Source organism: Pseudomonas laurentiana (assembly GCF_014648275.1).
In the GTDB taxonomy this organism is placed as follows: domain Bacteria; phylum Pseudomonadota; class Gammaproteobacteria; order Pseudomonadales; family Pseudomonadaceae; genus Aquipseudomonas; species Aquipseudomonas laurentiana.
In genome coordinates, this window is the sequence record NZ_BMQU01000025.1 from 25,744 (window position 1) to 50,161 (window position 24,418).

The window sequence follows — 24,418 nt, forward strand, 5'->3', positions numbered from 1 at the left end:
CCCAAGACGCTGTCTAGCCAGGCGCTTTCCGAGGACATGCCAATACGGGGTGGGCAGCTGCCTCCCCATTTTTTTCAAATAGGGAGAACCTTATGCGTCTTGTTTCTACACTAACCGGAGCGAGCCTTTGCACAGGCATGATGCTGGCTCTGAGTGCTCCGGCCAGTGCTGCAGTCGACGCCAAGCTGCTCGAAATGCTCAAGGCCAACGGCTCGATCAACCAAGCGCAGTACTCTGAGCTGCAAACCGATCTGGCCAAGGAAGCCAAGGACGAGGCCGACCAGAAAGCCAAGACGGATCGTTTGAGCTCGTTTGAACAAAAACTGGCATGGGCTGCCAAGACCCAGATCAAAGGTGATGTGCGTGTGCGTTATGAGGACGTCAACGTCAACGGCCCGACTAACAACAAGAGCACCAACCAGGACCGCGAACGCATTCGTGCGCGCTTCGGTATCTACAGCGAAATCAACCCGCAAGTAGACACTGGTATCCGTGTAGCGACTGGCAGCAGCAGTGACGCCCGCTCCACCAACCAGAGCATGGACAACTACTTCGACAAGAAGCAGCTGTGGCTGGACCAGGCCTATATCGACTTCCACCCTGACGCGATCAAGGACCTGCACCTGATCGGCGGCAAGATGAACCAGCCTTGGGTGAGCATGGGTGACGTCATCTGGGACAACGACATCAACCCAGAAGGCTTCGCGGCCACCTACAAGCACTCGCTGGGCGGCGCCGAACTGTTCGGTAGCGCCGGTTACTTCAACCTCAAGGACAACGTCGACGGCGAAGGCGTACAGTTCCGTCACGACCTGCGCCTGTACAGCGGCCAGTTGGGTGCGCGCTTTGCACCGACCGACGGCATGAAAGTAACCTTGGGTGGCAGCATCTACACCTACGACAACGACAAGAACAGTGCCGCCCTGGCGGTCAACGGCAATACCACCAACGAGTTCACCCTGTACGAGGGCTTTGGCCAGATCGACCTGACCAACCTGCCGATTCCACTCTCGGCGTATGGTCAGTATGTGGTCAACAGCGAAACCAAGAGCTCTGAAGACACTGCCTGGTTGACCGGTGTGAAAACCAAACTGGGTTCATGGAGCCTCGACTACAACTACCGCGATGTACAGCGTGATGCAGTGGTCGGTGCATTCACTGACTCCGACTTCGCCAACGGTTTCACCGGTTCGCGTGGTCACAAGGTCAAGGTCGGCTACGAGATCGACAAGAACTTCTCCCTGGGCGCCGCCTACTACATGGCAAAGTCTGACACGTCCAACGCGCCGACTCGCGATGCCAACGTAGACACCCTGCAAGTCGACCTGGAAGCCAAGTTCTAATCGCCTTGCACTGAGTTACACAGGCGGAAAATGCTGACCCCATCCAGCATTTTCCGCCTTTTTCATTTCCGCACCGAAAACCTCAAACCGCTATGCCCGTCTGGTCACCTCACATCACTCAGCGCTTGTCCTGAGCCCTGCGCTGCGCTGCCAGATCTTTGGCCAGCGCATCGGCATCCGGCACGGGTGCCTCTGGCAGTGCACGCACGGCTGCCTGGGCAAGGCGCATCTGTTTGATGAAGCGCCTGCAATTACGGCAAAACAGCAGGTGCTGACGCGCCAGCAGACGTCCACCCAGCGTAAGCTCACCATCCAGGTAGTCGCTACTACGCGCCACCATTTCCTTGCAGGTCAACATTGTCCTGTCTCCTCAAAATGCTCCAGGGTCGCGAAGACCTTGAGCCGTGCCCGATGCAACAGCACGCGCACATTGGAGAGGGAAATCTCGAGCAGATTACAGATTTCCTCCAACTCCAGGCCTTGGCGCTCCCGCAGGATCAGGACACTGCTCTGAAACTGCGGAAGGCTTAACAGTGTGTGCTCCAGGCACTGACGCAACTCGTCCTCGCTGAGCAGTGCTTCAGGGGTGTCTTCATGCCAGGCAAACGGCGCAACGCGCCAATGCCCATCGGCCGCGAAGCGGTCATCGCCAATGCTGCCATGTGGCGACGGCAGGTCGTCGAGCAGCACTTCGCGTCGATTTTGCTTGTAGCGGTTTTTGGCCGCGTTGGCGGTGATGGTCAGTAACCAGGTCTTGAGGCTGGAACGGCGCTGAAATCCGGGCAGGCTGCGGACAACTGCCAGCCAGGCATCCTGCACGGCCTCGTCGGCCTGCCGGCTACCAACAATCGCGTAGGCTACCGCACGCATGGCGCTTTGATAGGTGTCGACCAGCTCCTTGAACGCCTGCTGCTCTCCGGCGAGCAAGCGTTCAAGAAACTCTGTCTCATGGGTACCGGTCATGGTGATTTTCCCTGAAAGTCGAGTAGGGACTTCGATAGAGGGAATTTGTTACAGCGACACAAGCACCTAAAGCACTGGAACGGCGTCCGGGTGCCGGAAAGGCTGCCTTGTCGACACAGGCAGCCTCCAGATACGCCCTGAAGCGCTTAGCGTTTGCGCAGAATCACACTGCCGATAGAGTAGCCCGCGCCAAACGAACTGAGCACACCCAGTGCGCCCTTGGGCAAATCGTCCTGATGCGTATGCAAGGCAATCACCGAGCCTGCAGAGCTGGTATTGGCATAGCGGTCCAGAATCACCGGGGCCTCTTCGACAGTCGCGTCACGGCCCAGGAGCTTCTTGACGATCAGGTGGTTCATGCTCAGGTTGGCCTGGTGCAACCAGAAACGCTTGATGTCGCTGACATTGATATCGTTTTCGGCAAGGTGCTGGCCGATCAGTTCGGCGACCATCGGGCACACCTCACGGAAGACCTTGCGCCCCTCTTGAACGAACAGTTTGTCCGGCGCACCGATGCCCTCTTCCGCTGCACGGTTGAGGAAACCAAAGTTGTTGCGAATGTTGTTGGAGAACTGGGTCAGCAGTTTGGTGCTGACGATATCGAACTGATGGGCCGAGGTAGCAAGGTCGGCACGCTCGACCAGCACAGCCGTAGCGGCATCGCCAAAGATAAAATGACTGTCACGGTCACGGAAATTCAAATGACCGGTACAGACCTCAGGGCTGATCACCAGCACGGCGCGGGCCTGACCGACCTGCACGCTGTTGCAGGCGGTCTGGATACCGAAGGTGGCCGACGAACAGGCCACGTTCATGTCGAAACCAAAACCGTTGATGCCCAGGGCTTGCTGCACTTCAATGGCAATGGCCGGATAAGGCCGCTGCAGGTTGGAACAGGCAACGATGACTGCATCGACATCGGCCGCAGTACGACCTGCGCGGGCAAGCGCCTGTTCAGCGGCGGCAACGGCCATCTGGCAAAGAATCGACGGTTCGTCGTTGCTGCGCTCAGGCAAGCGCGGCGCCATGCGTTGCGGATCGAGGATGCCGTCCTTGTCCATGACGAAGCGGCTCTTGATGCCCGAGGCCTTTTCGATGAACGCAGCGCTGGACTCAGCCAAGGCCTGAACCTCGCCGCGCTCGATGGCTTGAGCATTATCGGCATTGAACTGGTTGACATAGGCATTGAACGCCTCCACCAGTTCGTCGTTGGAAATGCTGTTGGCCGGGGTGTACAGGCCGGTGCCGCTGATCACGACGTTATGCACGGTCGTTCCTCTGTTCGGGGCCGGTGCCGGCAAGGCAACGGCCTGTTGGTCGGTCTTATTGGCACGAATGTACCAACTTAAGCGCGCAATGCCCTTGTCAGGCGCAAGCACTGCGCGGTCATGCAATCGGGTGGCCGCTGATGTCACCGGGGCAGGTCACATCAACGGCATACGTCGGCGAAGTGTGCCACATTTCCAGGCTGTTAGGCTTCCACCTGCCCCCACTGCTTGCTCAATCGCTTGTCGGAAATCGGCACCTTGGTTCCCAGTTGCTGGGCAAACAGTGAAACCCGGTACTCTTCGATCCACCAGCGGTACAGAATCAACTGCTCGTCACGCTTGCCCTCTTGGGCATGCTTGTCGGCGCGTGCCTTGAACTGTGCCCACAGGCTGCTGAGCTCACCACTCCAGACACGGTCTTTCTGCACCTGCCCAGGCAGTTTTTCCAGACGCAGCTCAATCGCCTTGAGGTAGCGCGGCAGCTCCTTGAGCCAGAGCGACGGGGTTTCCCGAACAAACCCCGGGTACACCAAGTTGGCCGTTTGCTGCTTGATGTCGTTCAACGCCACTGCCTGGGCCAGGTCAATCTTGCCCTTGAAGCGCTTCTGCAGGCCATGCCAGAGCTTGAGGATCTCCAGTGTCAGGCGCGCCAGGCGCTCTGCATGCTCGGCCCAGTGACCACGTTTGCGCTCGGCCAGTGAGGCCAATGCCGCGCCATCACGTGGCAGGCTGGCTTCGCCTTCCAGGATACAGCTGTCGAGACTGGCCAGCAGAATGTCTTCCACCAGTGCTTCGATCCGTCCCAGTTCGCGGTACAGCAGCCCGAGCTCGGTCAACCCCGGCAATTTGCCGCGCAGGTACTTGGCTGGCTCGGCCAACTGTTGCAGCAACAGGCGCTGCAAACCGCGACGGTGCTGGTATTCCGCCTCGGCGGCCGTCGAGAAACGCCCCTCCTTGACCGTCCCGCCCTCTTCCACCAGCGCCGGATACACCGTCAACGAAAGGCCGGCAATCTTTTGCTGGGCACTTTGCGCAACCTTGGCAAAGCCCTTGGCCTCCACCGGCTGCTGACTCTGTGCCGTCTGTGGTACGGCCAGCGCCGCCTGGCTTGCGGCGACGAAACGCGAGGTCAGCTCCGCCAGATCGCGGCCTTCGCCCAGGAACTTACCTTGGGCATCGACCACCTCCAGGTTCATTTTCAAGTGGCTGTCCACTTGCTCGGCAGCTTCACGCCAGGCCTCATCGCTGACCCGCGCACCGGTCATGCGCAACAACTCTGCCCCCAGCGCCTGAGGCAACGAGCCGACACCGAAACTCATGCGCTGCAAGGCGGCCTTGACGAAGTCCGGTACGGGCACGAAGTTCTTGCGGGTTGCCTTGGGCAGGTTGCGCACCAGCACAATGCACTTGGCTTCCAGTAACCCGGGGACCAGCCACTCCAGGCGTTCGCCCGGCAGGTTCGGCAGCAGCGGCGCCGGTAAGCGCAGGGTGACGCCATCGCGCGGGTGGTTCGGCTCGAAGTGGTAACTCAATGCCAGGCTCAGGTCTCCCAGGCGCAGGGTATCGGGGTACTGCGCGGCGGTCACTTCACTCGCTTCACGGGCCAGCACATCCTCTTCGCGCATGATCAACAACTGCGGGTCTTTCTGGCTGTTGACCCGGTACCAGCTGTCGAACGTTGCCGTCTGATGAATTTCAGCAGGCAGACGCGCTTCATAGAAGGCGTAAAGGGTTTCTTCATCGGCAAGGATGTCACGTCGACGCGCCTTGGCTTCCAGCTCGTCGAGCTGTTCAAGCAAGCGCGTATTGGCCGTCAGGCACTTGGCCCGCGACTGAATTTCACCGCCCACCAGCGCTTCACGGATGAACAGTTCGCGGGACATCAGCGGATCGATCGGACCGAAATGCACAGGACGTCGCCCTACGATAATCAACCCGTACAGGGTGATCTGTTCATAGGCTACAACCTGACCACGTTTCTTTTCCCAGTGCGGCTCGAAGTGGTTCTTCTTGACCAGATGCCCGGCCAGCGGTTCGATCCAGTCCGGTTCGATCTTGGCAACCATCCGCGCATAGAGCTTGGTGGTTTCCACCAGTTCGGCAGTCATCAGCCATTGCGGGCGCTTCTTGCCCAGGCCAGAGGACGGGTGCACCCAGAAGCGCCGCTGGCGAGCACCAAGGTAGTCGCCGTCCTCGGTTTTCTGCCCGATCTGGCTGAGCAGGCCGGAAAGCACTGCCTTGTGCAGTTTCGGGTAGTCGGCAGGCTCCTTGTTGATGCTCAACTGCAGGTCACGGCAAATCAACCCCAACTGCCGGTGCGCATCACGCCACTCTCGCAAGCGCAGGTAATTGAGGAAATTTTTCCGGCACCAGTTGCGCAATGGGCTGGCGGTCAGCGCTTGACGCTGTTCCTCGAAACCACGCCAGAGATTGACCAGTGCCGCAAAGTCGGAATCGACATCCTTCCACTGGGCGTGAGCCTGATCGGCAGCCTGCTGACGCTCCGGCGGACGCTCGCGCGGGTCCTGCACCGACAGTGCACTGGCAACAATCAGCACTTCCTGCAGGCTACCCTGCTTCGCACCTTCGAGCAGCATGCGGCCCAGCCGTGGGTCGACCGGAAGTCGCGCCAGTTGCCGCCCCAGCGGCGTCAGCTGGTTCTCGCGGTTCACCGCAGAGAGCTCTTGCAACAGGTTGAAGCCGTCGCTGATGGCCTTGCCATCGGGCGGTTCAATGAACGGGAATGCGTCAATCGCGCCCAAACGCAAATGCAGCATCTGCAAGATCACTGCGGCAAGGTTGGTGCGCAGGATCTCGGGATCGGTAAATGCGGGCCGGGCGTTGAAATCCTCTTCGCTGTAAAGACGCACACAAATGCCTGGCTCGACCCGACCGCAGCGACCTTTACGCTGGTTGGCGCTGGCCTGCGACACGGCCTCGATCGGCAGCCGCTGAACCTTGGCCCGGTAACTGTAACGGCTGATCCGCGCCGTACCGCTGTCGATCACATAGCGAATGCCCGGCACCGTCAGTGAGGTTTCTGCCACGTTGGTTGCCAGCACCACCCGTCGCCCTGGGTGGGACTGGAAAATACGTTGCTGTTCGGCCGGCGAAAGCCTGGCGTACAACGGCAGGATTTCGGTGTGCTTGAGCTGGGCCTTGCGCAGCATTTCGGCCGCGTCGCGGATTTCCCGCTCACCGGGCAGGAACACCAGCACGTCACCAGGGTGCTTGCCTTCGCTGCGCTCATGGGCGGCAATTTCATCGAGGGTGGCGAGAATCGCCTGATCCACGGTCAGGTCATCTTCAACCCGATTGCCTTCTTCATCCTGTTCGCTGGTCAGCGGTCGATACCAGGTTTCCACCGGGTAGGTACGCCCCGAAACCTCGATGATCGGTGCATCGTTGAAGTGCTTGGAGAAGCGCTCCAGGTCGATGGTCGCCGAGGTGATGATCAGCTTCAGGTCAGGACGCCGAGGCAGCAGGGTCTTGAGGTAACCGAGCAGGAAGTCGATGTTCAGGCTGCGTTCGTGCGCTTCGTCGACAATGATCGTGTCGTAGCGCTCAAGAAAACGGTCGTGCTGGGTTTCGGCCAGCAGGATACCGTCAGTCATCAGCTTGACCAGGGTGTTGGCATCGCTCTGGTCTTCAAAACGCACCTGGTAGCCCACCAGTGCACCCAGTGGCGTACCCAGTTCTTCGGCAACCCGCGTCGCAACACTGCGGGCAGCGATCCGGCGTGGCTGGGTATGGGCGATCAGGCCATGCTGGCCGCGACCCAGCTCCAGGCAGATCTTCGGCAATTGGGTGGTCTTGCCCGACCCCGTCTCGCCCGCAATGATCAGCACCTGATGCTCGGCCAGGACCTTCTTGATCTCATCGCGCTTGGCGGCAATCGGCAGGCTGTCGTCATAACGAATGAACGGTACGCTTTGTTTGCGCGCCGTCACTCGGGCACAGGATGCCTGCACCCTCTCGACCCATTGGGCGAGTTTGGCTTCGTCAGGGTGCTTGCGCAGTTCGTGCAATTGCCGGCGCAGTCGATGACGCTCGGCGATCATGGCGTGATCAAGGTTTTTCAACAGTTGATCGATGGCGGAATTCTGGTCTGTCATGGAGTCTTTTTAGTCATGCAGGTGAGCCTGCTGTCGCATGATCGGCATATGATCGGCATAGGTAAGGGTTGCGATTGTCGCAGATTTGCCCCCGCTCGGCACGGATACAGGGTCTCACTGCTTTGTTTAGCCAATGCATATCTGAAGGTATAAAAACGCTGATTTAATGAACCTTACTGGCCATGGGAGTATCGGAGCATGACTTCACCTGTGCGCCTGTCCTGCCCTGCATCACGTCCTTCGTTCCCGAAGGTCAGGGCCCGTTCCGGTGAAAACCCGCTGGTTCACATCATTCTCGCCTTCTGGGCCTTGTGGCACTGCCGCCATGCTCGCCCACCAGACACCCTCGCGCTGATCTGACTCCCTACATCGTCAATCACCGGCTGACCTGCACTGCAGGCGGCACTGTGCGCCTATGGGCGCAAGCGAGACCTTCATGCACTTTGCTCACCCCGAGCAGGCCCGGGTATTCCTGGCTGCCAACCCCGATATCGAAATGATCGAGCTGTTCATCCTCGACGCCAACGGCGTACCGCGCGGCAAGCTGCTGCACCGCGAGGAACTGCTGGCGGTTTATGACAGCGGCCGCCCGCTGCCCAGCACCATTCTGGGCTTGACCCTCAACGGCGAAGACGTTGAAAACTCAGGGCTGGTCTGGGACGTCGGCGATATCGACTGCCGCGCCTATCCGCTTGAAGGCAGCCTGGTGCGCCTGCCATGGCGACAGATCCCCACCGCTGCGGTACAGGTCAGCATGCACCCGACTGAAGGCCAACCGGCTGCCATCGCCGACCCTCGGCATGTCCTGATCACGGTGATCGACGCCCTCAAGGCCGAGGGTTACCACCCGGTCATGGCCTGTGAACTGGAGTTTTACCTGCTCGACCAGCAGCGCGATGCAGCAGGCCGCCCGCAACCCGCACGCGACGCCGACGGCGGTCGACCGCGAGGCACCCAGGTCTATGGTCTGCGTGAACTGGAACAGATCGAACCCTTCCTGGCAGACCTGTACGCAGCGTGCAAAGCCCAGGGTATTCCTGCACGTACGGCGATTTCCGAGTACGCCCCCGGGCAGGTGGAAATCACCCTGGAACACGGCGATGCCCTCGAAGCCATGGATCAAGCCGTTCGCTACAAGCGCCTGGTCAAAGGCGTGGCGCACAAACACGGCATGCAAGCCTGCTTCATGGCCAAACCGTTCGATCACCTGGCCGGTACCGGCATGCACATGCACGTCAGCCTCGCCGACCACGTGGGCAACAACCTCTATGCCAGTGAAGACAAGGCAGGCACCCCCCTGTTACGCCAGTCGGTCGCCGGCATGCTCGATGTGTTGCTCGATTCGCTGCTGCTGTTTTGCCCGAATGCCAACTCTTACCGGCGCTTCCAGGCCAATAGCTATGCACCGCTGGCACCGACCTGGGGCGTGGACAATCGCACGGTGAGCTTGCGCGTACCGGGCGGCCCTGCCCACACCCGGCATATCGAGCACCGCATTTGTGGCGCCGATGCCAACCCCTATCTGGCCGCTGCTGCCATTCTCGCCGGCCTGCATCACGGCATTCGCCAGCAACTCGACCCAGGTGCACCGGTTGAAGGTAACGGCTATGCACAAGCCAAGACACTGCTGCCAACCGACTGGTTGACTTCACTCAATGCCCTGCAAGGTTCGTCCTGGGCCCATGAAGCATTCGGCGCGGCGTTCCTCGGTGTCTACATGGCGGTCAAACGCGCGGAATACCGACAGTTCATGGCCGAAGTCGGCGACCAGGACTGGCGCTGGTACCTGACCCAAGCCTGACCGCTCACTTTTTTCGCAAGGATTACCCCATGAACGCAGCACTTAACCACGGCCCGGCCCCGCGCAGCGCCTCCTATTACAGCGCCAGCCTCAATGACTTCACCGAGTACCCACGCCTGAACGGCAACGTGAGTGTCGATGTAGTGGTCATTGGTGGCGGCTTCACCGGTGTCGCCAGCGCCGTTGAACTGGCCGAGCGCGGCCTGAAAGTTGCCATTGTCGAAACCCATCGGATCGGCTGGGGAGCCAGCGGCCGCAACGGTGGCCAGGTCACCGGCAGCCTGTCGGGCGACGAAGCCATGCGCAAGCAGATGCGTACGCGCCTCGGCGATGAGGTCGACGACTTTATCTGGCACCTGCGCTGGCGCGGTCACCAGATCATCGAACAGCGGGTGGAGCGCTACGGCATTGACTGTGACCTCAAGCGTGGCCACCTGCATGCGGCGATGAAGCCATCGCATCTGGACGAACTTCAGGCGTCCTATGATGAAGCGCTAACCCGCGGCATGGGTGATCAGGTCGAGTTGCTGGACCGCCAGGGTGTACGCGAACACCTGGACAGCCCCTTGTACATCGGCGCGCTGAAAAACCGCCGCAACCTGCATGTGCACCCACTCAACCTGTGCCTGGGTGAAGCCCGCGCCGCCCAGCAACTGGGCGCACTGATCTTTGAGAACTCCGAGGTGCTGGAAATCGTCCACGGCCCTCGCCCGGCGGTGGTCACCGCCCATGGGCGGATCGACGCACGTCAGGTGCTGCTGGCAGGCGATGTGTACCACAAACTGGAAAAACTCCAGCTCAAAGGCAAGATCTTTCCAGCCATGGGCGGCATCGTCACAACCGCCCCGCTGGGCGAGCTGGCACGCCAGATCAATCCGCAAGACCTGGCGGTCTACGACTGCCGCTTCGTACTCGACTATTACCGCATGACCGCCGATGGTCGCCTGCTGTTCGGCGGCGGCGCCAACTACTCCGGGCGTGACTCACGGGATATCGCCGGAGAACTGCGCCCGTGTATCGAGCGCACCTTTCCGGCCCTCAAGGGCATTCCGATCGAGTTCCAATGGAGCTGCGCCATGGGCATCGTGGTCAACCGCATCCCGCAACTGGGCAAGCTGTCGGAACATGTCTGGTACTGCCAGGGGTATTCCGGCCACGGCATCGCCACCAGCCATATCATGGGCGAAATCATGGCTGAGGCCATGACCGGAACACTGGAAAAATTCGATACGTTTGCCGGTTGCAAGCACATCAAGGTGCCAATGGGCGATGTGCTGGGCAATCCGTTGTTGGCGGCTGGGATGTGGTACTACCAGATGCTTGAAAAACTGCGCTAAACCCGTTGCGGGTCAAGGCCGGCTCCGTCAGGAGCCGGCGCGTGTGCCTCAGGCAATCTTCTTCAGGCCCAGTTTCTTCAGTTCTTCATCGCGCAGTTCGCGGCGCAGGATCTTGCCAACGTTGGTGGTCGGCAGTGCATCACGAAACTCGATGAAGCGCGGCACCTTGTAACCCGTGACATTGGCGCGCATGTGCTCCATGACCTGCTCCTTGGTCAGCGTGACACCAGGACGGGCAACGATGAACAGCTTGATCACTTCACCGGACTTTTCATCCGGTACGCCGATTGCCGCACACTGCAGCACACCCGGCAGTGCAGCCAGTACATCCTCAAGCTCATTCGGATAGACGTTGAAGCCGGACACCAGAATCATGTCTTTCTTGCGGTCGACGATGCGCATGTAACCGTCCGCCTGAATCACGGCGATGTCGCCAGTCTTGAGCCAGCCATCGGCATCGAGGATCTCGGCCGTCGCGTCCTCACGCTGCCAGTAGCCCTTCATGACTTGCGGGCCCTTGATGCACAGCTCGCCCACTTCGCCCAGCGCCAGCTCACGTCCGTCATCATCGATCACTTTGCAGAGTGTCGAAGGCACCGGAATGCCGATGGTACCGATCTGGTTGCGCTCAGCCGGGTTGACGGCAGCTACCGGGCTGGTTTCGGTCATGCCATAACCTTCACAGATGGCACAGCCTGTGACGTCTCTCCAGCGTTCGGCAACCGACATCTGCAACGCCATGCCTCCTGACAGGGTGATCTTCAGCGCCGAGAAATCCAGCTTGCGGAAGTCGGCGTTGTTGCACAGGGCCACGAACAGGGTGTTCAAACCGACAAAGCCGCTGAACTTCCACTTCGACAGCTCCTTGACCATGGCCGGCAAGTCACGCGGGTTGCTGATCAGGATGTTGTGGCTGCCAATCAGCATCATCGCCATGCAATGGAAGGTGAAGGCATAGATGTGATAAAGCGGCAGCGGCGTAATCAGGATCTCGCAGCCTTCATTGAGGTTGGAGCCCATCAGCGCCCGGCACTGCAGCATGTTGGCCACCAGGTTGCGGTGGGTGAGCATGGCGCCCTTGGCCACCCCGGTGGTGCCGCCGGTGTACTGCAGTACCGCAACATCGGAGCTGGCCGGATTGGCTTCCTTGATCGGCTGACCACGGCCCTTGCTCAAGACATCATTGAACTTGACCGCCTTGGGCAGGTGATATGCCGGCACCATCTTTTTCACATACTTGATGACGCTGTTGATCAGCAAGCGCTTGAGCGGTGGCAACAGATCGGCAACTTCGGTGACAATTACGTGTTTGACCTGAGTCTTGGGCACTACCTTTTCCGCCAGGTGCGCCATGTTGGCCAAACAGACCAGCGCCTTGGCGCCGGAATCATTGAACTGATGTTCCATTTCCCGCGCGGTGTACAACGGGTTGGTATTGACCACGATCAGGCCGGCCCGCATGGCACCGAACACTGCAACGGGGTACTGCAATACGTTGGGCAACTGCACCGCGATACGATCGCCGGGCTGCAAATCAGTGTGCTGCTGCAACCAGGCGGCAAAAGCCCCGGAGAGTTCGTACAACTCACCGTAGGTCAAGGTTTTGCCCAAGTTGCTAAAGGCCGGTTTATCAGCGAAACGTTGGCAGGACTGCTTCAATACCGCCTGGATATTCGGGTACTCATCCGGATTGATCTGCGCGGCAATCCCGGTTGGGTACTTATCCTTCCAAAAGTTCTCGATCATGGAAGCCCACTCCTCCAGCACCAGCGAATTCTTCACCGCAGTCGATGCGATTATTATTGATATTAAGTTCGGGTTTATTGCAAACCGAATGCTCTGAAGCGCGCCGAGAGTAGCAGCTTTGCCAAGGCCCGCCTAGGGCTAAAGCAGCCCAAACAGTCACAAAAGTGACTTATATACTTTCAATAGTCACTTTTAGAGTAATTAGTCTACGACTGCGGTTTTGTTCCTGTCACATCGTCGGCACGCATCGCTTGCAAGAGGCTTGCATTGCCGACGATGTTCATCACGTCACGCGATGTCACGCAGTTCGCGGCGCAGGATCTTGCCCACCGCCGTCATCGGTAACGACTCGCGCAACACGATGTGCTTGGGCACCTTGTAACCCGTGAAGTTGGCCTTGCAGTAGGCCTTGAGCTCTTCCAGGCTGATGCCCTGTTCGCGCGGCACCACGAACAGCTTTACGGCCTCGCCGGAACGCTCGTCCGGTACGCCAATGGCTGCGCAGTTGGCCACCTTCGGATGCGCCATGACCACATCTTCGATTTCGTTTGGGTACACATTGAAGCCAGAGACAATGATCATGTCTTTCTTGCGATCGACGATCCGGGTGAAGCCATCCGGGTCGATCACTGCGATATCCCCCGTCTTCAGCCATCCCTCGGCATCCAGCGTTTCAGCCGTAGCCTCTGGATGCTGCCAATAGCCTTTCATGACCTGCGGCCCCTTGATACACAGCTCGCCACGCTCGCCCAACGGCATCTCATGACCATCGTCATCGATCACCTTGAAGGCCGTTCCCGGCACCGGAATACCCACAGTCCCCAGGCGTGCCTGCTGACCGTAAGGGTTGGTACTGGCCACCGGTGAGGTTTCGGTCAAGCCGTAACCTTCGACGATGCGGCAGCCCGTCAGGCTCTCCCAGCGCTCCGCCGTGGCCTTGACCAAGGCCGTACCGCCCGAGTTGGTGACCTTCAATGCAGAGAAATCGAGCGTCTTGAACGCCGGGTGCTCCATCAGTGCAACGAACAGCGTGTTAAGCCCCAGCAAACCAGAGAAGCGCCACTTCTTCAGTTCGTTGATAAAACCGCCAATATCACGCGGATTGGTGATCAACACGTTATGGTTGCCAGTCACCATCATGCACATGCAATTCGCGGTGAATGCATAGATGTGATAAAGCGGCAACGGCGCGATCATCACCTCCTGGCCATCCTTGATCATCTTCTGGCCATCCGGGCCAAGCTGGGAAAAACACGCCAGCACCTGCAGCATGTTCGCCACCAGGTTGCCATGGGTCAGCATCGCGCCCTTGGCCAGGCCCGTGGTACCACCGGTGTATTGCAGCACGGCAACATCGTCCAGGCCCAATGACACAGGCTTCAAGGCATGACCCTGGCCCTGCCTCATGGCGCGTTTGAACGGCACAGCTTGCGGCAATTGGTACGGCGGGACCATTTTCTTGACCGTGGAGACAATCGTGTTGACCAGCCACCCCTTGGCCGTCGGCAACAGGTCGCCCATCTTCGCTTCGATCAGAAACTCGATCTCTGTATCGGGCAGCACCTCCTGAACCAATTTACCGAACATGTTCAGGTAGACCAGGGCACGGGCACCTGAGTCCTTGAACTGATGGCGCATTTCGCGGGCGGTGTACAGCGGGTTGGTATTGACCACGATCAGCCCTGCACGCAGGGCACCAAATACCGCAATGGGGTACTGCAGCACGTTGGGCATCTGTACCGCGATGCGATCACCGGGGACCAGGTCGGTATGCTGTTGCAAGTAGGCAGCAAAGGCTGCCGAGTGGCGATCAAGCTCGGCGTAGGTCAACGTCACCCCGAGGTTGCTGAATGCCGGGCGGTCAGCAAATCGCTTGCATGAGCGCTCGAACACCTCAATGACCGATTTGTAGGCACTCATGTCGATGTGCGAGGGAACCCCCGCAGGGCGTTTGTCATTCCAGAAATCAGCTTGCATTTATTCTTGTCCTCATACCTGAGCCGTTCCGGACCGTCTCGTCTCCAGACAACGGTGCTTTGCCGACGTTAGCAGGTATGCCCCTGACGGCAAACACGCCACAGGCGGCATATCTGACAAGCTCTGTAACTAAGGATGTGAATCCTGCGGCCCGTGGCCAATCGCCCCTCCGGTTGGGATATACACTGAGCAGATCACGCGATAAGCGTAAAAGGAACCGCCATGCCCCATGACGCCTTCTGGCTACCGGCCAGCGATCACTGCAGCCTCTATGTTTACCAGTGGCTGCCGAAAGGCCCAGCCAAGGCAGTGGTGATGCTGGCCCATGGCATGGCTGAGCATGCTGGCCGCTACCAGCGCCTGGGCGAGGCGCTGAGCGCCGCCGGCTTCGCCCTCTACGCCCATGACCAACGCGGGCACGGACGAACGGCTGAGCTGGGTACGCGGGGGCTGTTCTCGCAACACGACGGTTGGAGCAAGGTGGTCAATGACCTCGGGCTGCTCAATCAGCACATTGGCCAACAGTACCCCGGCACACCGGTGTTTCTGCTCGGTCACAGCATGGGCAGCTACATCGCCCAAGCCTATCTGCTGCACCACAGTGCAAGCCTGCAGGGGGCGATTCTCAGTGGTTCCAACTTCCATCCACCAGCGCTGTACCGTGCAGCCTGCCTGATCGCGCGCTTTGAGTCCTGGCGCCAAGGCCCGGTTGGCCGTAGCGCGCTGATCGAATGGCTGTCATTCGGCACCTTCAACAACGCCTTTAAGCCCAATCGTACCGCCTTCGACTGGCTTAGCCGCGACCCTGTAGAGGTCGACAAGTACCTCGCCGACCCGTTGTGCGGCTTTCGCTGCAGCAATCGTCTGTGGATCGACCTGCTCATGGGGTTGGAGCAGATCAGCCAGTTGAACAACCTCGCCCAGATCGATCCGAACCTGCCAATTCTGATCATGGGTGGCGAATGTGATCCGGTCAGTGCCGGCAAGCGTCTCAAAGATCTGGCAGGTGCTTTGCGTCTGGCCGGCAACCAGCACGTGCAGCTGCAACTGTATCCGCAAGCCCGGCATGAGCTGTTCAACGAAACCAACCGCGATGAGGTTACAGCTACAGTTATTGACTGGCTCGAGCGGGCCCTGGCCCTTGGCCGCCCCCCTCGCTGTGAATAACCGCTACCTTGTCGAACCTGAAGGAATCACCCTTAATGACCCAGGTCACCAACACGCCTTACGAAGCCCTCGAAGTCGGCCAGACCGCCAGCTTCAGCAAGACCGTCGAAGAACGTGATATCCAGCTGTTCGCCGCCATGTCCGGCGATCACAACCCGGTGCATCTGGATGCAGCGTTCGCCGCCAAGAGCATGTTCAAGGAACGTATTGCCCACGGCATGTTCAGTGGCGCACTGATCAGCGCTGCTGTCGCCTGCGAGTTGCCCGGCCCGGGTACGATTTACCTGGGTCAACAGATGACCTTCCAGAAACCGGTGAAGTTTGGCGATACCTTGACCGTTCGCCTGGAAATTCTCGAGAAGTTGCCGAAGTTCAAGGTGCGCATCGCCACCCGCGTATTCAACCAGAACGAAGAACTGGTGGTGGACGGTGTGGCGGAAATCCTCGCACCACGCAAACAGCAGACCGTGGACCTGGTGAGCCCGCCACCAATCACCATCGGTTAAGCGTTGTACACTCGTCAGGGCGGTGCGCGGTAATGCGCCGTTCTGGCGGGCGGGGTTAATCCGGCATCTGTTCGGTCACCAGCGCCACCAGGCGTTCGACACTTTCTCCCCACCCCCGATGAAACCCCATGTCGTCATGGGCCTGACAATCTGCAGCCGTCCAGTGCCACGCACGGGCCGTGTACAGCGTCCTGCCGTGGAGGTCATCAAAGGTCACCACCGCCGTCATGAACGCCTTGGCCGATGGCACCCAAGCAGGGCCAAAGGCATCGGTAAAGACAATCCGCTCGGGCGCAACGATCTCCAGGAACACCCCTTGGCTGGGATACTCCATGCCATCCGGGGTACACATGACCGTGCGAAACAGACCACCGGGCCACAGCTGCATCTCACACAGCGGTGTGGTCATGCCATGCGGCCCCCACCACTGACTCAACAATGCAGGCTCCGTCCAGGCACGGAACACCTTGGTACGCGGCGCATCGATCAGGCGTGTCAGCGACAGCTCGTGCTGCACCCTGCCCGGATCAGGTGTGAGGGGGCTCATCGTGTTGTTCTCCTCAGCAATCAAGGTTGAAACTCACGTGCTGAACAGACGGCCATGCGGGCCACCCATTCAGCGAAAATGCCCCCCAGAACGCGTCGATTACCGGGTTTTCAGTGGTAGCCAGATTTCAACCACACTGTTATTGCTGTCCGGATCGAAATCCTTGCCGTAACGCTCGAACCCCGGTGCATCGGCAGCCTCCTCGCCCGAACCTGGCAACCACTCCTTCCAGATCCGCTCGAACGTCCGGCCGATACCGGATATCGCCCCCCGGTGCTCAAATACCGCATAGTGCTGTGGTGCCAAGGTGTGCCAGCAAAAAGGCTGCGTCAGCGCCCCGGTACTCGTCACTTCGACCCCGGCGATGTACTCGAAACCACCCTCACTATCAGGATTGCAGCATAGGCCATAGGTGTCGTGCCCGACCTGCCCGGGCACCTTGCCGATATGGCTGGCAAAGCGTTGCCACAGTGCCGGAATGTTCTGCAAGGTCTGCTGGGTGTACCGCTCACCAAACCCGGCAATGGTGAACGCACGACCATTTTCATAGCGCGCCGGTGCGAACCCGGCATCCTTCAGGGTCGACATACAGGTCCCTCGATACAGGATGAGCATTGCAGGCGATGGCCGCTGCCCTCTGTTGCAGCGGGCCATGCCTCTTGGCTAGCGTAGCCCGATTGTCCGTTCCGGGAAACCAGCCCCAGTACCTGTTGGCTGGCTCACAGGCCAGTTGTCGGCATCGCCAGGATAAACTCGCGGTAACCGGAAACGATCACATACACGGCGAAGTAGCAGAAGATCCCTGCCGAGGCCAGGTAAGACCAGGTCAGCAAACGGTCGCCAAGCAAGCGCCCACCGTGGCTGGCGACCAGGCACAACGACAAGCTCCAAAGCACCCCGGCAGCGAAGAACCCGGCAAGGAAAACACCGGCTTGCAGCAAGCTGCCACCGCCAGAGCGCGAGATGAGCACACCCCCTACCGCAGCGAACCAGAGAATCGCGCTGGGTGAGGACATGGCCAGGAATACACCGCGCATGAACTCACGCCACGGTGACTCCACGATCACCTCATCACTGGTATTCAAGTGCGCGTCACCGCGCAGGGCAGTGATCAGCATCCGAACGGCAAACCACACCAGCAACAGCGAACCACCCACCCACAACACCCAACGTACCGCCGTGTACTGCAACAGTACCGTCATGCCCGCCAGCGCGGCCACGGCGTACAACAGATCGCCGATACAGGTTCCCAGCCCCAGGCAGAACCCCTGAAAAAATCCACGGCGCATGGCCAGGGTGATCATGGCGATGTTGGCCACACCGATGTCCAGACACAACGACAAACTCAAAAGAAATCCATTGGAAAAAGGCATGAACCGTCCCTGATAGGCTTCGCAAACAAACGCTCATTAAACCCTTTTGTATGGATTGCGTGTTGGGAGAAATTACCTGCCCAGGGACGTCGCGGGAACACCCACTTAACCTGCCAGCACCTGCGCATAGCGTTCACGGTCGACATTCGCACCACTGAGAATCACTGCCACCTTGCGTCCTTGCTGCCGCTCCCGCTCCTGCACCAACGCCGCAAGGCCTGCGGCCCCGGCGCCTTCGGCCGTATTGTGCGTGTCCTCATGGAAAACCCGCATCGCCGCGGCAATTTCCTCGTCGCTGACCCGCACAATGCGTGCAGCACCCGCACGCACAATTTCAAACGCTTCGGGCTGCGGCATACGACAAGCCATGCCATCGGCGAACGTATCCGCGCGCTCAGTGGTAACGATACGGCCTTGCTCGAAGCTCTGGGCAAAGGCATCGGCACGCGTTGACACCACACCGACAATCTCGGTTCGCAAGCCCAGCAGATCGCGGGTACGAATCAACGCACAAATCCCCGACCCCATGCCGATGGGGACATAGACACAATCCAGTTCACCCACGCCCTCAAACAGCTCCAGCGCATAGGTGGCGACACCGCGAATCAGCTCTGGATGAAACGCCGGCACCAACTCATGACCTTGTACCTTTGCCAGCCTGGCCGCCTCACTACGGGCCTGATCGAAGTCCTGGCCGAACTCGATCAACTGGGCACCCAAGGCACGCATCGCAGCGTTCTTTTCCCGCGAGTTACCCTCCGGTACGACGATAGTGATCGGCAGTCCGGCCTGACGTGCAGCCAGCGCCAGGCTTTGCCCATGATTACCACGGGTGGCCGTGACCAACCCCCGAACATGAGGAGAAGCCGCCAACAGTGACTGGACGTAAAGCAGGCCACCCCGAACCTTGAATGCCCCTGTCGGCGCATGGTTCTCATGCTTGACCCACACCTCACAGCCCAAGCGCTCGGCCAGACGAGGCCAGGCATACTGAGGCGTGGCAGGAATGCTGGCGCGAACCAAACGAGCGGCATCGCGCAGGGCCGGTAAATCAAACATGACAGTCACCTTCTCGGGTTCAGGGTTTGACCCGATCTTAGGCATCACGCATTGTATGGGTAAAACCTTATATTGCATGGCCAACAATAAATGTGGACACCGCTTCTGCCCCATTCCGCTCAACCGCGCTACCTCGCCTTGGTCGACGCCATTGCCGAAGCTATCGAACGCGGAGAACTCAAAGTCGGAGAGCGCCTGCCACCACAACGGCGGCTGGCCTGGGCGTTGGGCCTCAACCCCAGCACGACCCAACAGGCGTATCGCGAAGCAGCCGCCCGCCATCTGGTCAGTGGCGAGGTTGGCCGCGGCACGTACGTATTGGCTGGCAGCAAGGAGGCCACGCTGTTTTGCCTGAAGCAGGGCAAACCGGCACGCATCGACCTGTCGACCAACGTGCCGGCCATCGATATACACAACCGCGACGTCGATACTGCACTGCAGGCTCTGATCAACAACAATCAGGCCCGCCGTCTGGAACACTACCTGACCGCCGATGAACTTCAGTTGGGGCGCGCACTGGGCGCTACCTGGCTAAGAAACCGCGGTTTAAACCTCTCGCCGCAACAGGTGCTGCTCTGCGCTGGGGCCCAACAAGGCTTGTTCAGCCTGCTGCTGTCGCTGTGCCAGGCCGGCGACCCCGTGTTGGTCGAAGCCCTTACGGCCCCCGGTATCAAGGCGGCTTGTCGCCAGTTGCGCCTTCCTTTGCACGGTGTTGCGCTGGACCTGCACGGTATCCGCCCGGACGATCTGGAACGCATGGCGCGTGCCACCGGTGCCCGCGTGCTGGTGTTGACACCGACCCTGCACAACCCCACCGGCAGTTGTCCATCCGCAGAGCGGCAACGTGAGATCGCAGCCGTGGTCAGGCAACATGGGCTGTTGGTGATTGAAGACGATGTCTACGGTGCGCTCACAGATAACCCGCCGCTTTTCCCCTTGCTGGGCCAACAGGGTGTATTGGTGACCAGCCTGTCAAAGACCGTCGGCGCCGGGCTGCGCCTGGGCTGGATTGCGGCCGATGCCGCACTGCTGCAACGGATAGACCCCCATACCCAAGCAACCCACTGGTCTGTATCGCCACTCACTGTGCAGATTGCCAACCGCTGGATAACCGACGGTACCGCCGAACGGCGTCTAGCCTGGCAGCGCAAGGAAATCACACAGCGTTGGCGCCTGGCCCGCAAGATCCTCGGCACAGCACTGCAAGAGGGCTGCCCCCCTTCACCCCATCTATGGCTCACCGGGCAACGCCCTGGTGCAGTGCTCGCGGCAGCCTGTCGTGCCGAAGCCGTGGACGTTGTGCCAGCAGAAGTCTTTGCGGTCAAACAGGGGGATCTACCGGCTATTCGTGTCAGCCTTTCGGCAGCGGCTGACCGGGCAGAACTCAAACAGGCACTGGAACGTATTGCACAGGTGCTGGCGCACCCCGCGCAAGCCGCCAGTCAATTAGCCCACGCCCAGTAATAACCCCACAAAAGAATGGTGTACTGACTGAGCACGCGCTTAATTAAAAAAGCGGATCAAACATCCTGGCCCAACAGTACCCGCACGGTTATTTATACCCCTGATAAAACAAAACCCCCGCTGCTGCGGGGGTTTGAAAACATCTAAACCCGTATATTAACCGTTGCTGCAACCATCGCCCATGGCGCGGTATTCGATGGTGTGACGCTGGCCTTGATGGTCTTCATAGGTCATGGTTGCTGGAACCACTTCACACACATTAGGCAGGGTCGACAGGCTGATAACCTTAGCAATATCGAGGTTTTGCGAGTAGTCATACTGCGCGGCAACAGGTTGTGCGGCTGCGGTTTCAACCTCATCGGCCAGAGCAATTGTAGAAAAACCGATCAGGGCGAATGCAAGTAATTTTTTCATGTTAGTTGGCCTGCAAAGCAATCAAACGAACAGATTCACTTCATGCGCCGGACTGGCGGGGAGAAGTTGCTACATCACGCGTTGATGTAACACGAAGTACCGATCCCGATTAACTATTCTGTTTGGGATATGCTTAGTTTACAGCGCAACTTCAGTCGTTAAATCACGAAGCCGTACAATCACTATTACCGTTTCCGTAACAATAATGGCCCTTTGCAAGGCTCGACGGACCGCCCACGCTGGTGTAAAACCGCGAGATAGAGCCTTGCGTGGAAGCCCATCGTGCCTCAGATCCACTACTGCCTGCTGCCACCCCTCGAGCAGCCACTGCTAAATAAATTCTATAAAAGCCAGGGTTCATCAATGCGTGCAGCGCCCGGAGGACAGCACTGGGTAGCGCGCGCACCTCAGATCATCGCCGCGCTTAACCTCACGGAAGTCCCCGGTGGCAGTTGGTTAACCGGATTACTGGTAGATGAGCAATCGCGTGCACAGGGCATTGCACGATGCCTTATAGCAACGGCAATCCGCCACGAGGAAGGCTGCGTCTGGCTGTTCTGTCATCCTGACCTGCAGGCGTTCTACAGCCGACTGGGGTTTGCGTCAGCCAGCACACTGCCTGCCACGCTGGCTGATCGCCTGGCGCGCTATCAACGCAGCAAACCCTTGCTGGCGATGGTTAGGCCTCAATCGTCCTGATCGACCAGGCCTGGAAACAACACCTCGGTGTAACCGAACTTGGCGAAGTCGTGAATACGTGAGGGATACAGCCGACCAATCAGGTGGTCACACTCGTGCTGTACCACGCGGGCATGGAAACCCTCAGCCACTCGCTGGATCGGTATGCCCTGAGGGTCAACCCCTTCATAACTGATGCGCGTGTAACGCGGTACCACGCCCCGCAGCCCCGGCACCGACAGACAGCCTTCCCAGCCATCCTCGACTTCTGTACCCAACGGCGTAATCACCGGGTTGAGCAGAATGGTCTGCGGCACGGCTTCGGCATCCGGGTAGCGCTCGCTGCGCTCGAAGCCAAAGATGACCAACTGCAGGTCAACACCGATCTGTGGAGCGGCCAGACCGACACCGCCAACATGGTGCATGGTCTCGAACATGTCAGCGATCAACTGCTCCAGCTCAACACTGCCATACAGGTGGGATGGCACGGGTGGCGCAATACGCAACAGGCGCTCATCGCCCATTTTCAGGATTTCACGAATCATGGGACGTTCGACTCAACGGTTCGGGATCGGATTCGGGCTGGAGCGAATGATCGCGCCCAAGTCCGGAAACATGCTTCTTATCATGGCTGTGATCGTCATTGCTAAACGCCTTTCTGCCAAGTGCACTTCGCTCCTCGCACATATGGTCGATCACCGCGTTCATCTCCGCCCCCAACAGCAACACCGCCGCCGAGATATAGAAGTACAGCAACAACACAATGATCGCACCGATACTGCCGTACATGGCGTTGTAGTCGGCAAAGGTCTTGACGTAGTAGCCAAAGCCCAAGGAGGCAACAATCCACACCACCACCGCCAGCACCGATCCTGGAGTGATAAGGCGGAACGTCTGCTTCACATCCGGCATGACGAAATAGATCAACGCCACCGCCACCATCAACAAAATGACAATGGCCGGCCAGCGCAGCACCATCCAGAGCGTGACGATGAAGTCCTCCATCCCCACCTGCGACGCAACCCAGGCCATCACCTGCGGCCCCAGCACCATGAAGGCTGCCGCAGCCAGCAACATACCGGCAATGCCCACGGTATAGATGATCGACAACGGAAAACGCTTCCAGATCGGCCGTTGCTCAACCACATCATAGGCCGCGTTCATCGCACTCATCATCAACCGCACACCGGCCGATGCCGTCCACAGCGCAACAACAATACCAATGGAGAGCAAGCCCCCCTTGGACTGCTGCAACTGGTCTATCACCGGGTTGACCTGCTCCAGCGCCTGCGGCGGCAGCACCAGCTCAGACTGCAGGCGCAACCAGGAGAAAAAGTCCGGCAGATGCAGGAAACCGATCAATGCAATCAGGAACAGCAGAAACGGGAACAGCGAAAACAGCATCTGGTAAGCCAGTGCCGACGCATAGGTGGACATCTCGTCATTGAGAAACTCACGGACCGTTCGCACCAGTACCTGGTGAAGCGGCAAGCCGCGCAAGTCGGGAAATATCATGGTGTCTCCTGTCACTGCTCGACAGTCATCGGCAGGATCCTTGTGCGCGGTAACAGTGATCAACTCACGTTAGTCTAAATGAGCAACGGGCAGGCAGCACAACGCAACTGCAAAGAGATCAATCGCCCCATTGACCCACACTGCGCCCTCAACGTTCCATTTTTTCTTGCCGTGCGCTCTCTGTGGGACGCAGGCTTGCCTGTCATGGCGTCGATACGGGTGTCATTGAGTACGCGGCGCCTGCATCGTTGGCAAGCCCACAAGGACCTGCCTCAAGCAGCCCGGTCTATGGGCCGGGCGACACGCGGAAGATGTGGAAGCTGCGCCTCGAAAAAGACCAGCAAATGATCAAGCTCGCGGCGTTTGGCAAACAACGGCGCGGTACTTAAAGAGTCTTTATTCATATAGTTGTCATACCAACCAAACTCCAAGCCGACCAACGCCTGCTTCTTATCGAACACCACCAACGTAAACCTAGACCACTCATAGGTCCTGTGATGAAACTCTGTCTGCAAGTCGCGATAGGCTTTCGAGCTCATTGAGGCGCGCAACAGCATCATTTTCGCGGGTGCGATCACGGCATAGATCAGAAAGCCAGCGTCGCGGTAGAGGCTTGCCATACAGGCAAAGAGAATCGCCGAAACAATCGCGAGACACGTCAAGAACCTCAGCGTCCACTCTGGAAAGTTTTTCCACTCACAGAATTCAGCGCCAGATGCTGTAAAGCGGTAGGCGAAATTCATGCGCTGATGGGTCATGCATACTGCGGGCGTCGATATAAAAAAGAAAAACAAAACATAAATCAATACTTTCGAAAAGCCCGGCTCGAACACTGACGTGTGATACTGGTAAAGTGCAAGCCCCAAAACTATCGCCAACATCAAGACCAGCAGGGCATTTGCTATGGTCGTATTATAGTTTCGCGCCTTGATCCTCCATCCCAGCAGCTCTGGTTCGCTTGCATACTTCCACGCCAGTTGTGGCGGGAGTTTTCGTGGCGTGGCCAAGTGATTCAACAAGGACTTCACGCCAGACGAACCTTCTAAAACCTTCATTTCGCCATCCTCTCTGGCATCGAAATCCTATGCCCTTTCAACTGACTGGAGGCTACGTGGTAGTTCTGGAAGCTGCTTTTCAAAAAATGC

22 protein-coding genes are annotated in these 24,418 nt (G+C 59.0%); 8 read left to right on the forward strand and 14 right to left on the reverse strand.

Annotated elements, in window-relative coordinates; all coding sequences use genetic code 11:
• Positions 1–92 precede the first annotated feature (92 nt).
• Positions 93–1,343 (forward strand): putative porin, encoded by a 1,251-nt coding sequence (locus tag IE038_RS20805; protein WP_163935413.1) that lies wholly within the window; start codon positions 93–95, stop codon positions 1,341–1,343.
• Positions 1,344–1,461: 118 nt separating this feature from the next.
• Here the strand turns inward: IE038_RS20805 and IE038_RS20810 are convergent, their stop codons facing one another.
• The 4 genes from IE038_RS20810 to hrpA all read right to left on the reverse strand — a co-directional run bounded on the left by IE038_RS20810 (position 1,462) and on the right by hrpA (position 7,689).
• Positions 1,462–1,701: an anti-sigma factor family protein gene (locus IE038_RS20810; protein WP_163935416.1), complete on the reverse strand. Its 240-nt coding sequence runs from the start codon at positions 1,699–1,701 to the stop codon at positions 1,462–1,464.
• Positions 1,695–2,306 (reverse strand): RNA polymerase sigma factor, encoded by a 612-nt coding sequence (locus IE038_RS20815; protein ID WP_163935419.1) that lies wholly within the window; start codon positions 2,304–2,306, stop codon positions 1,695–1,697. The genes IE038_RS20810 and IE038_RS20815 overlap by 7 nt, the downstream gene beginning before the upstream one ends.
• A gap of 146 nt (positions 2,307–2,452) precedes the next feature.
• Positions 2,453–3,574, reverse strand: coding sequence for a beta-ketoacyl-ACP synthase III (locus IE038_RS20820; RefSeq protein ID WP_163935444.1), 1,122 nt, complete (start codon positions 3,572–3,574; stop codon positions 2,453–2,455).
• Between the two features lie 203 nt (positions 3,575–3,777).
• A complete protein-coding gene (hrpA, locus tag IE038_RS20825) occupies positions 3,778–7,689 on the reverse strand; it encodes an ATP-dependent RNA helicase HrpA (RefSeq protein WP_163935422.1) in 3,912 nt (1,303 codons plus the stop codon).
• Between the two features lie 198 nt (positions 7,690–7,887).
• On the opposite strand from hrpA, the gene IE038_RS20830 reads away from it, so the two are divergent.
• The 3 genes from IE038_RS20830 (at position 7,888) to IE038_RS20840 (ending at position 10,827) form a co-directional block, all read left to right on the forward strand.
• Positions 7,888–8,049 (forward strand): hypothetical protein, encoded by a 162-nt coding sequence (locus IE038_RS20830; RefSeq protein WP_167524029.1) that lies wholly within the window; start codon positions 7,888–7,890, stop codon positions 8,047–8,049.
• Between the two features lie 76 nt (positions 8,050–8,125).
• Entirely contained in the window at positions 8,126–9,490 is a 1,365-nt protein-coding gene (locus IE038_RS20835; RefSeq protein ID WP_163935425.1) for a glutamine synthetase family protein, read from the forward strand.
• Positions 9,491–9,519: 29 nt separating this feature from the next.
• The gene (locus IE038_RS20840) at positions 9,520–10,827 is read left to right on the forward strand and encodes an NAD(P)/FAD-dependent oxidoreductase (RefSeq protein WP_189396215.1); all 1,308 of its coding nucleotides are present in this window, start codon (positions 9,520–9,522) and stop codon (positions 10,825–10,827) included.
• 48 nt (positions 10,828–10,875) lie between these two features.
• On the opposite strand, the gene fadD1 is transcribed toward IE038_RS20840, so the two are convergent.
• Positions 10,876–12,573 (reverse strand): long-chain-fatty-acid--CoA ligase FadD1, encoded by a 1,698-nt coding sequence (fadD1, locus tag IE038_RS20845; RefSeq protein ID WP_163935429.1) that lies wholly within the window; start codon positions 12,571–12,573, stop codon positions 10,876–10,878.
• Between the two features lie 288 nt (positions 12,574–12,861).
• A complete protein-coding gene (gene fadD2, locus IE038_RS20850; protein WP_163935432.1) occupies positions 12,862–14,550 on the reverse strand; it encodes a long-chain-fatty-acid--CoA ligase FadD2 in 1,689 nt (562 codons plus the stop codon).
• A gap of 222 nt (positions 14,551–14,772) precedes the next feature.
• On the opposite strand from fadD2, the gene IE038_RS20855 reads away from it, so the two are divergent.
• Together IE038_RS20855 and IE038_RS20860 are read left to right on the forward strand one after the other, a co-directional pair.
• Positions 14,773–15,717: an alpha/beta hydrolase gene (locus IE038_RS20855; RefSeq protein WP_163935435.1), complete on the forward strand. Its 945-nt coding sequence runs from the start codon at positions 14,773–14,775 to the stop codon at positions 15,715–15,717.
• Positions 15,718–15,752: 35 nt separating this feature from the next.
• Positions 15,753–16,223, forward strand: coding sequence for a MaoC family dehydratase (locus tag IE038_RS20860; RefSeq protein WP_163935438.1), 471 nt, complete (start codon positions 15,753–15,755; stop codon positions 16,221–16,223).
• Positions 16,224–16,278: 55 nt separating this feature from the next.
• On the opposite strand, the gene IE038_RS20865 is transcribed toward IE038_RS20860, so the two are convergent.
• The 4 genes from IE038_RS20865 to IE038_RS20880 form a co-directional block, all read right to left on the reverse strand.
• On the reverse strand, positions 16,279–16,770 hold the full coding sequence (locus IE038_RS20865; RefSeq protein ID WP_163935441.1) for an SRPBCC family protein: 492 nt from the start codon (positions 16,768–16,770) through the stop codon (positions 16,279–16,281).
• Between the two features lie 99 nt (positions 16,771–16,869).
• On the reverse strand, positions 16,870–17,358 hold the full coding sequence (locus tag IE038_RS20870; protein ID WP_189396216.1) for a GyrI-like domain-containing protein: 489 nt from the start codon (positions 17,356–17,358) through the stop codon (positions 16,870–16,872).
• Between the two features lie 131 nt (positions 17,359–17,489).
• On the reverse strand, positions 17,490–18,143 hold the full coding sequence (locus IE038_RS20875) for a LysE family translocator (protein WP_189396217.1): 654 nt from the start codon (positions 18,141–18,143) through the stop codon (positions 17,490–17,492).
• Positions 18,144–18,248: 105 nt separating this feature from the next.
• Complete coding sequence (locus IE038_RS20880; protein ID WP_189396218.1) at positions 18,249–19,202, reverse strand: threonine dehydratase; 954 nt, start codon at positions 19,200–19,202, stop codon at positions 18,249–18,251.
• A gap of 90 nt (positions 19,203–19,292) precedes the next feature.
• Between IE038_RS20880 and IE038_RS20885 the strand changes: the two genes are divergently transcribed.
• The gene (locus IE038_RS20885; protein ID WP_163939400.1) at positions 19,293–20,666 is read left to right on the forward strand and encodes an aminotransferase-like domain-containing protein; all 1,374 of its coding nucleotides are present in this window, start codon (positions 19,293–19,295) and stop codon (positions 20,664–20,666) included.
• A 156-nt stretch (positions 20,667–20,822) separates the two neighbouring features.
• Here the strand turns inward: IE038_RS20885 and IE038_RS20890 are convergent, their stop codons facing one another.
• Entirely contained in the window at positions 20,823–21,080 is a 258-nt protein-coding gene (locus IE038_RS20890) for a DUF2790 domain-containing protein (protein ID WP_163939398.1), read from the reverse strand.
• A gap of 282 nt (positions 21,081–21,362) precedes the next feature.
• On the opposite strand from IE038_RS20890, the gene IE038_RS20895 reads away from it, so the two are divergent.
• Positions 21,363–21,779, forward strand: coding sequence for a GNAT family N-acetyltransferase (locus IE038_RS20895; protein WP_229775710.1), 417 nt, complete (start codon positions 21,363–21,365; stop codon positions 21,777–21,779).
• On the opposite strand, the gene def is transcribed toward IE038_RS20895, so the two are convergent.
• The 3 genes from def to IE038_RS20910 all read right to left on the reverse strand — a co-directional run bounded on the left by def (position 21,767) and on the right by IE038_RS20910 (position 24,328).
• Positions 21,767–22,303: a peptide deformylase gene (gene def / locus IE038_RS20900; protein WP_163939395.1), complete on the reverse strand. Its 537-nt coding sequence runs from the start codon at positions 22,301–22,303 to the stop codon at positions 21,767–21,769. The two genes, IE038_RS20895 and def, sit on opposite strands and share 13 nt — an antisense overlap.
• Positions 22,293–23,273, reverse strand: a complete 981-nt coding sequence (locus tag IE038_RS20905) for a YihY/virulence factor BrkB family protein (RefSeq protein ID WP_163939393.1) — start codon at positions 23,271–23,273, stop codon at positions 22,293–22,295. Before IE038_RS20905 ends, def begins: the two co-directional genes overlap by 11 nt.
• A gap of 272 nt (positions 23,274–23,545) precedes the next feature.
• Complete coding sequence (locus IE038_RS20910; protein WP_189396219.1) at positions 23,546–24,328, reverse strand: hypothetical protein; 783 nt, start codon at positions 24,326–24,328, stop codon at positions 23,546–23,548.
• Positions 24,329–24,418 lie beyond the last annotated feature (90 nt).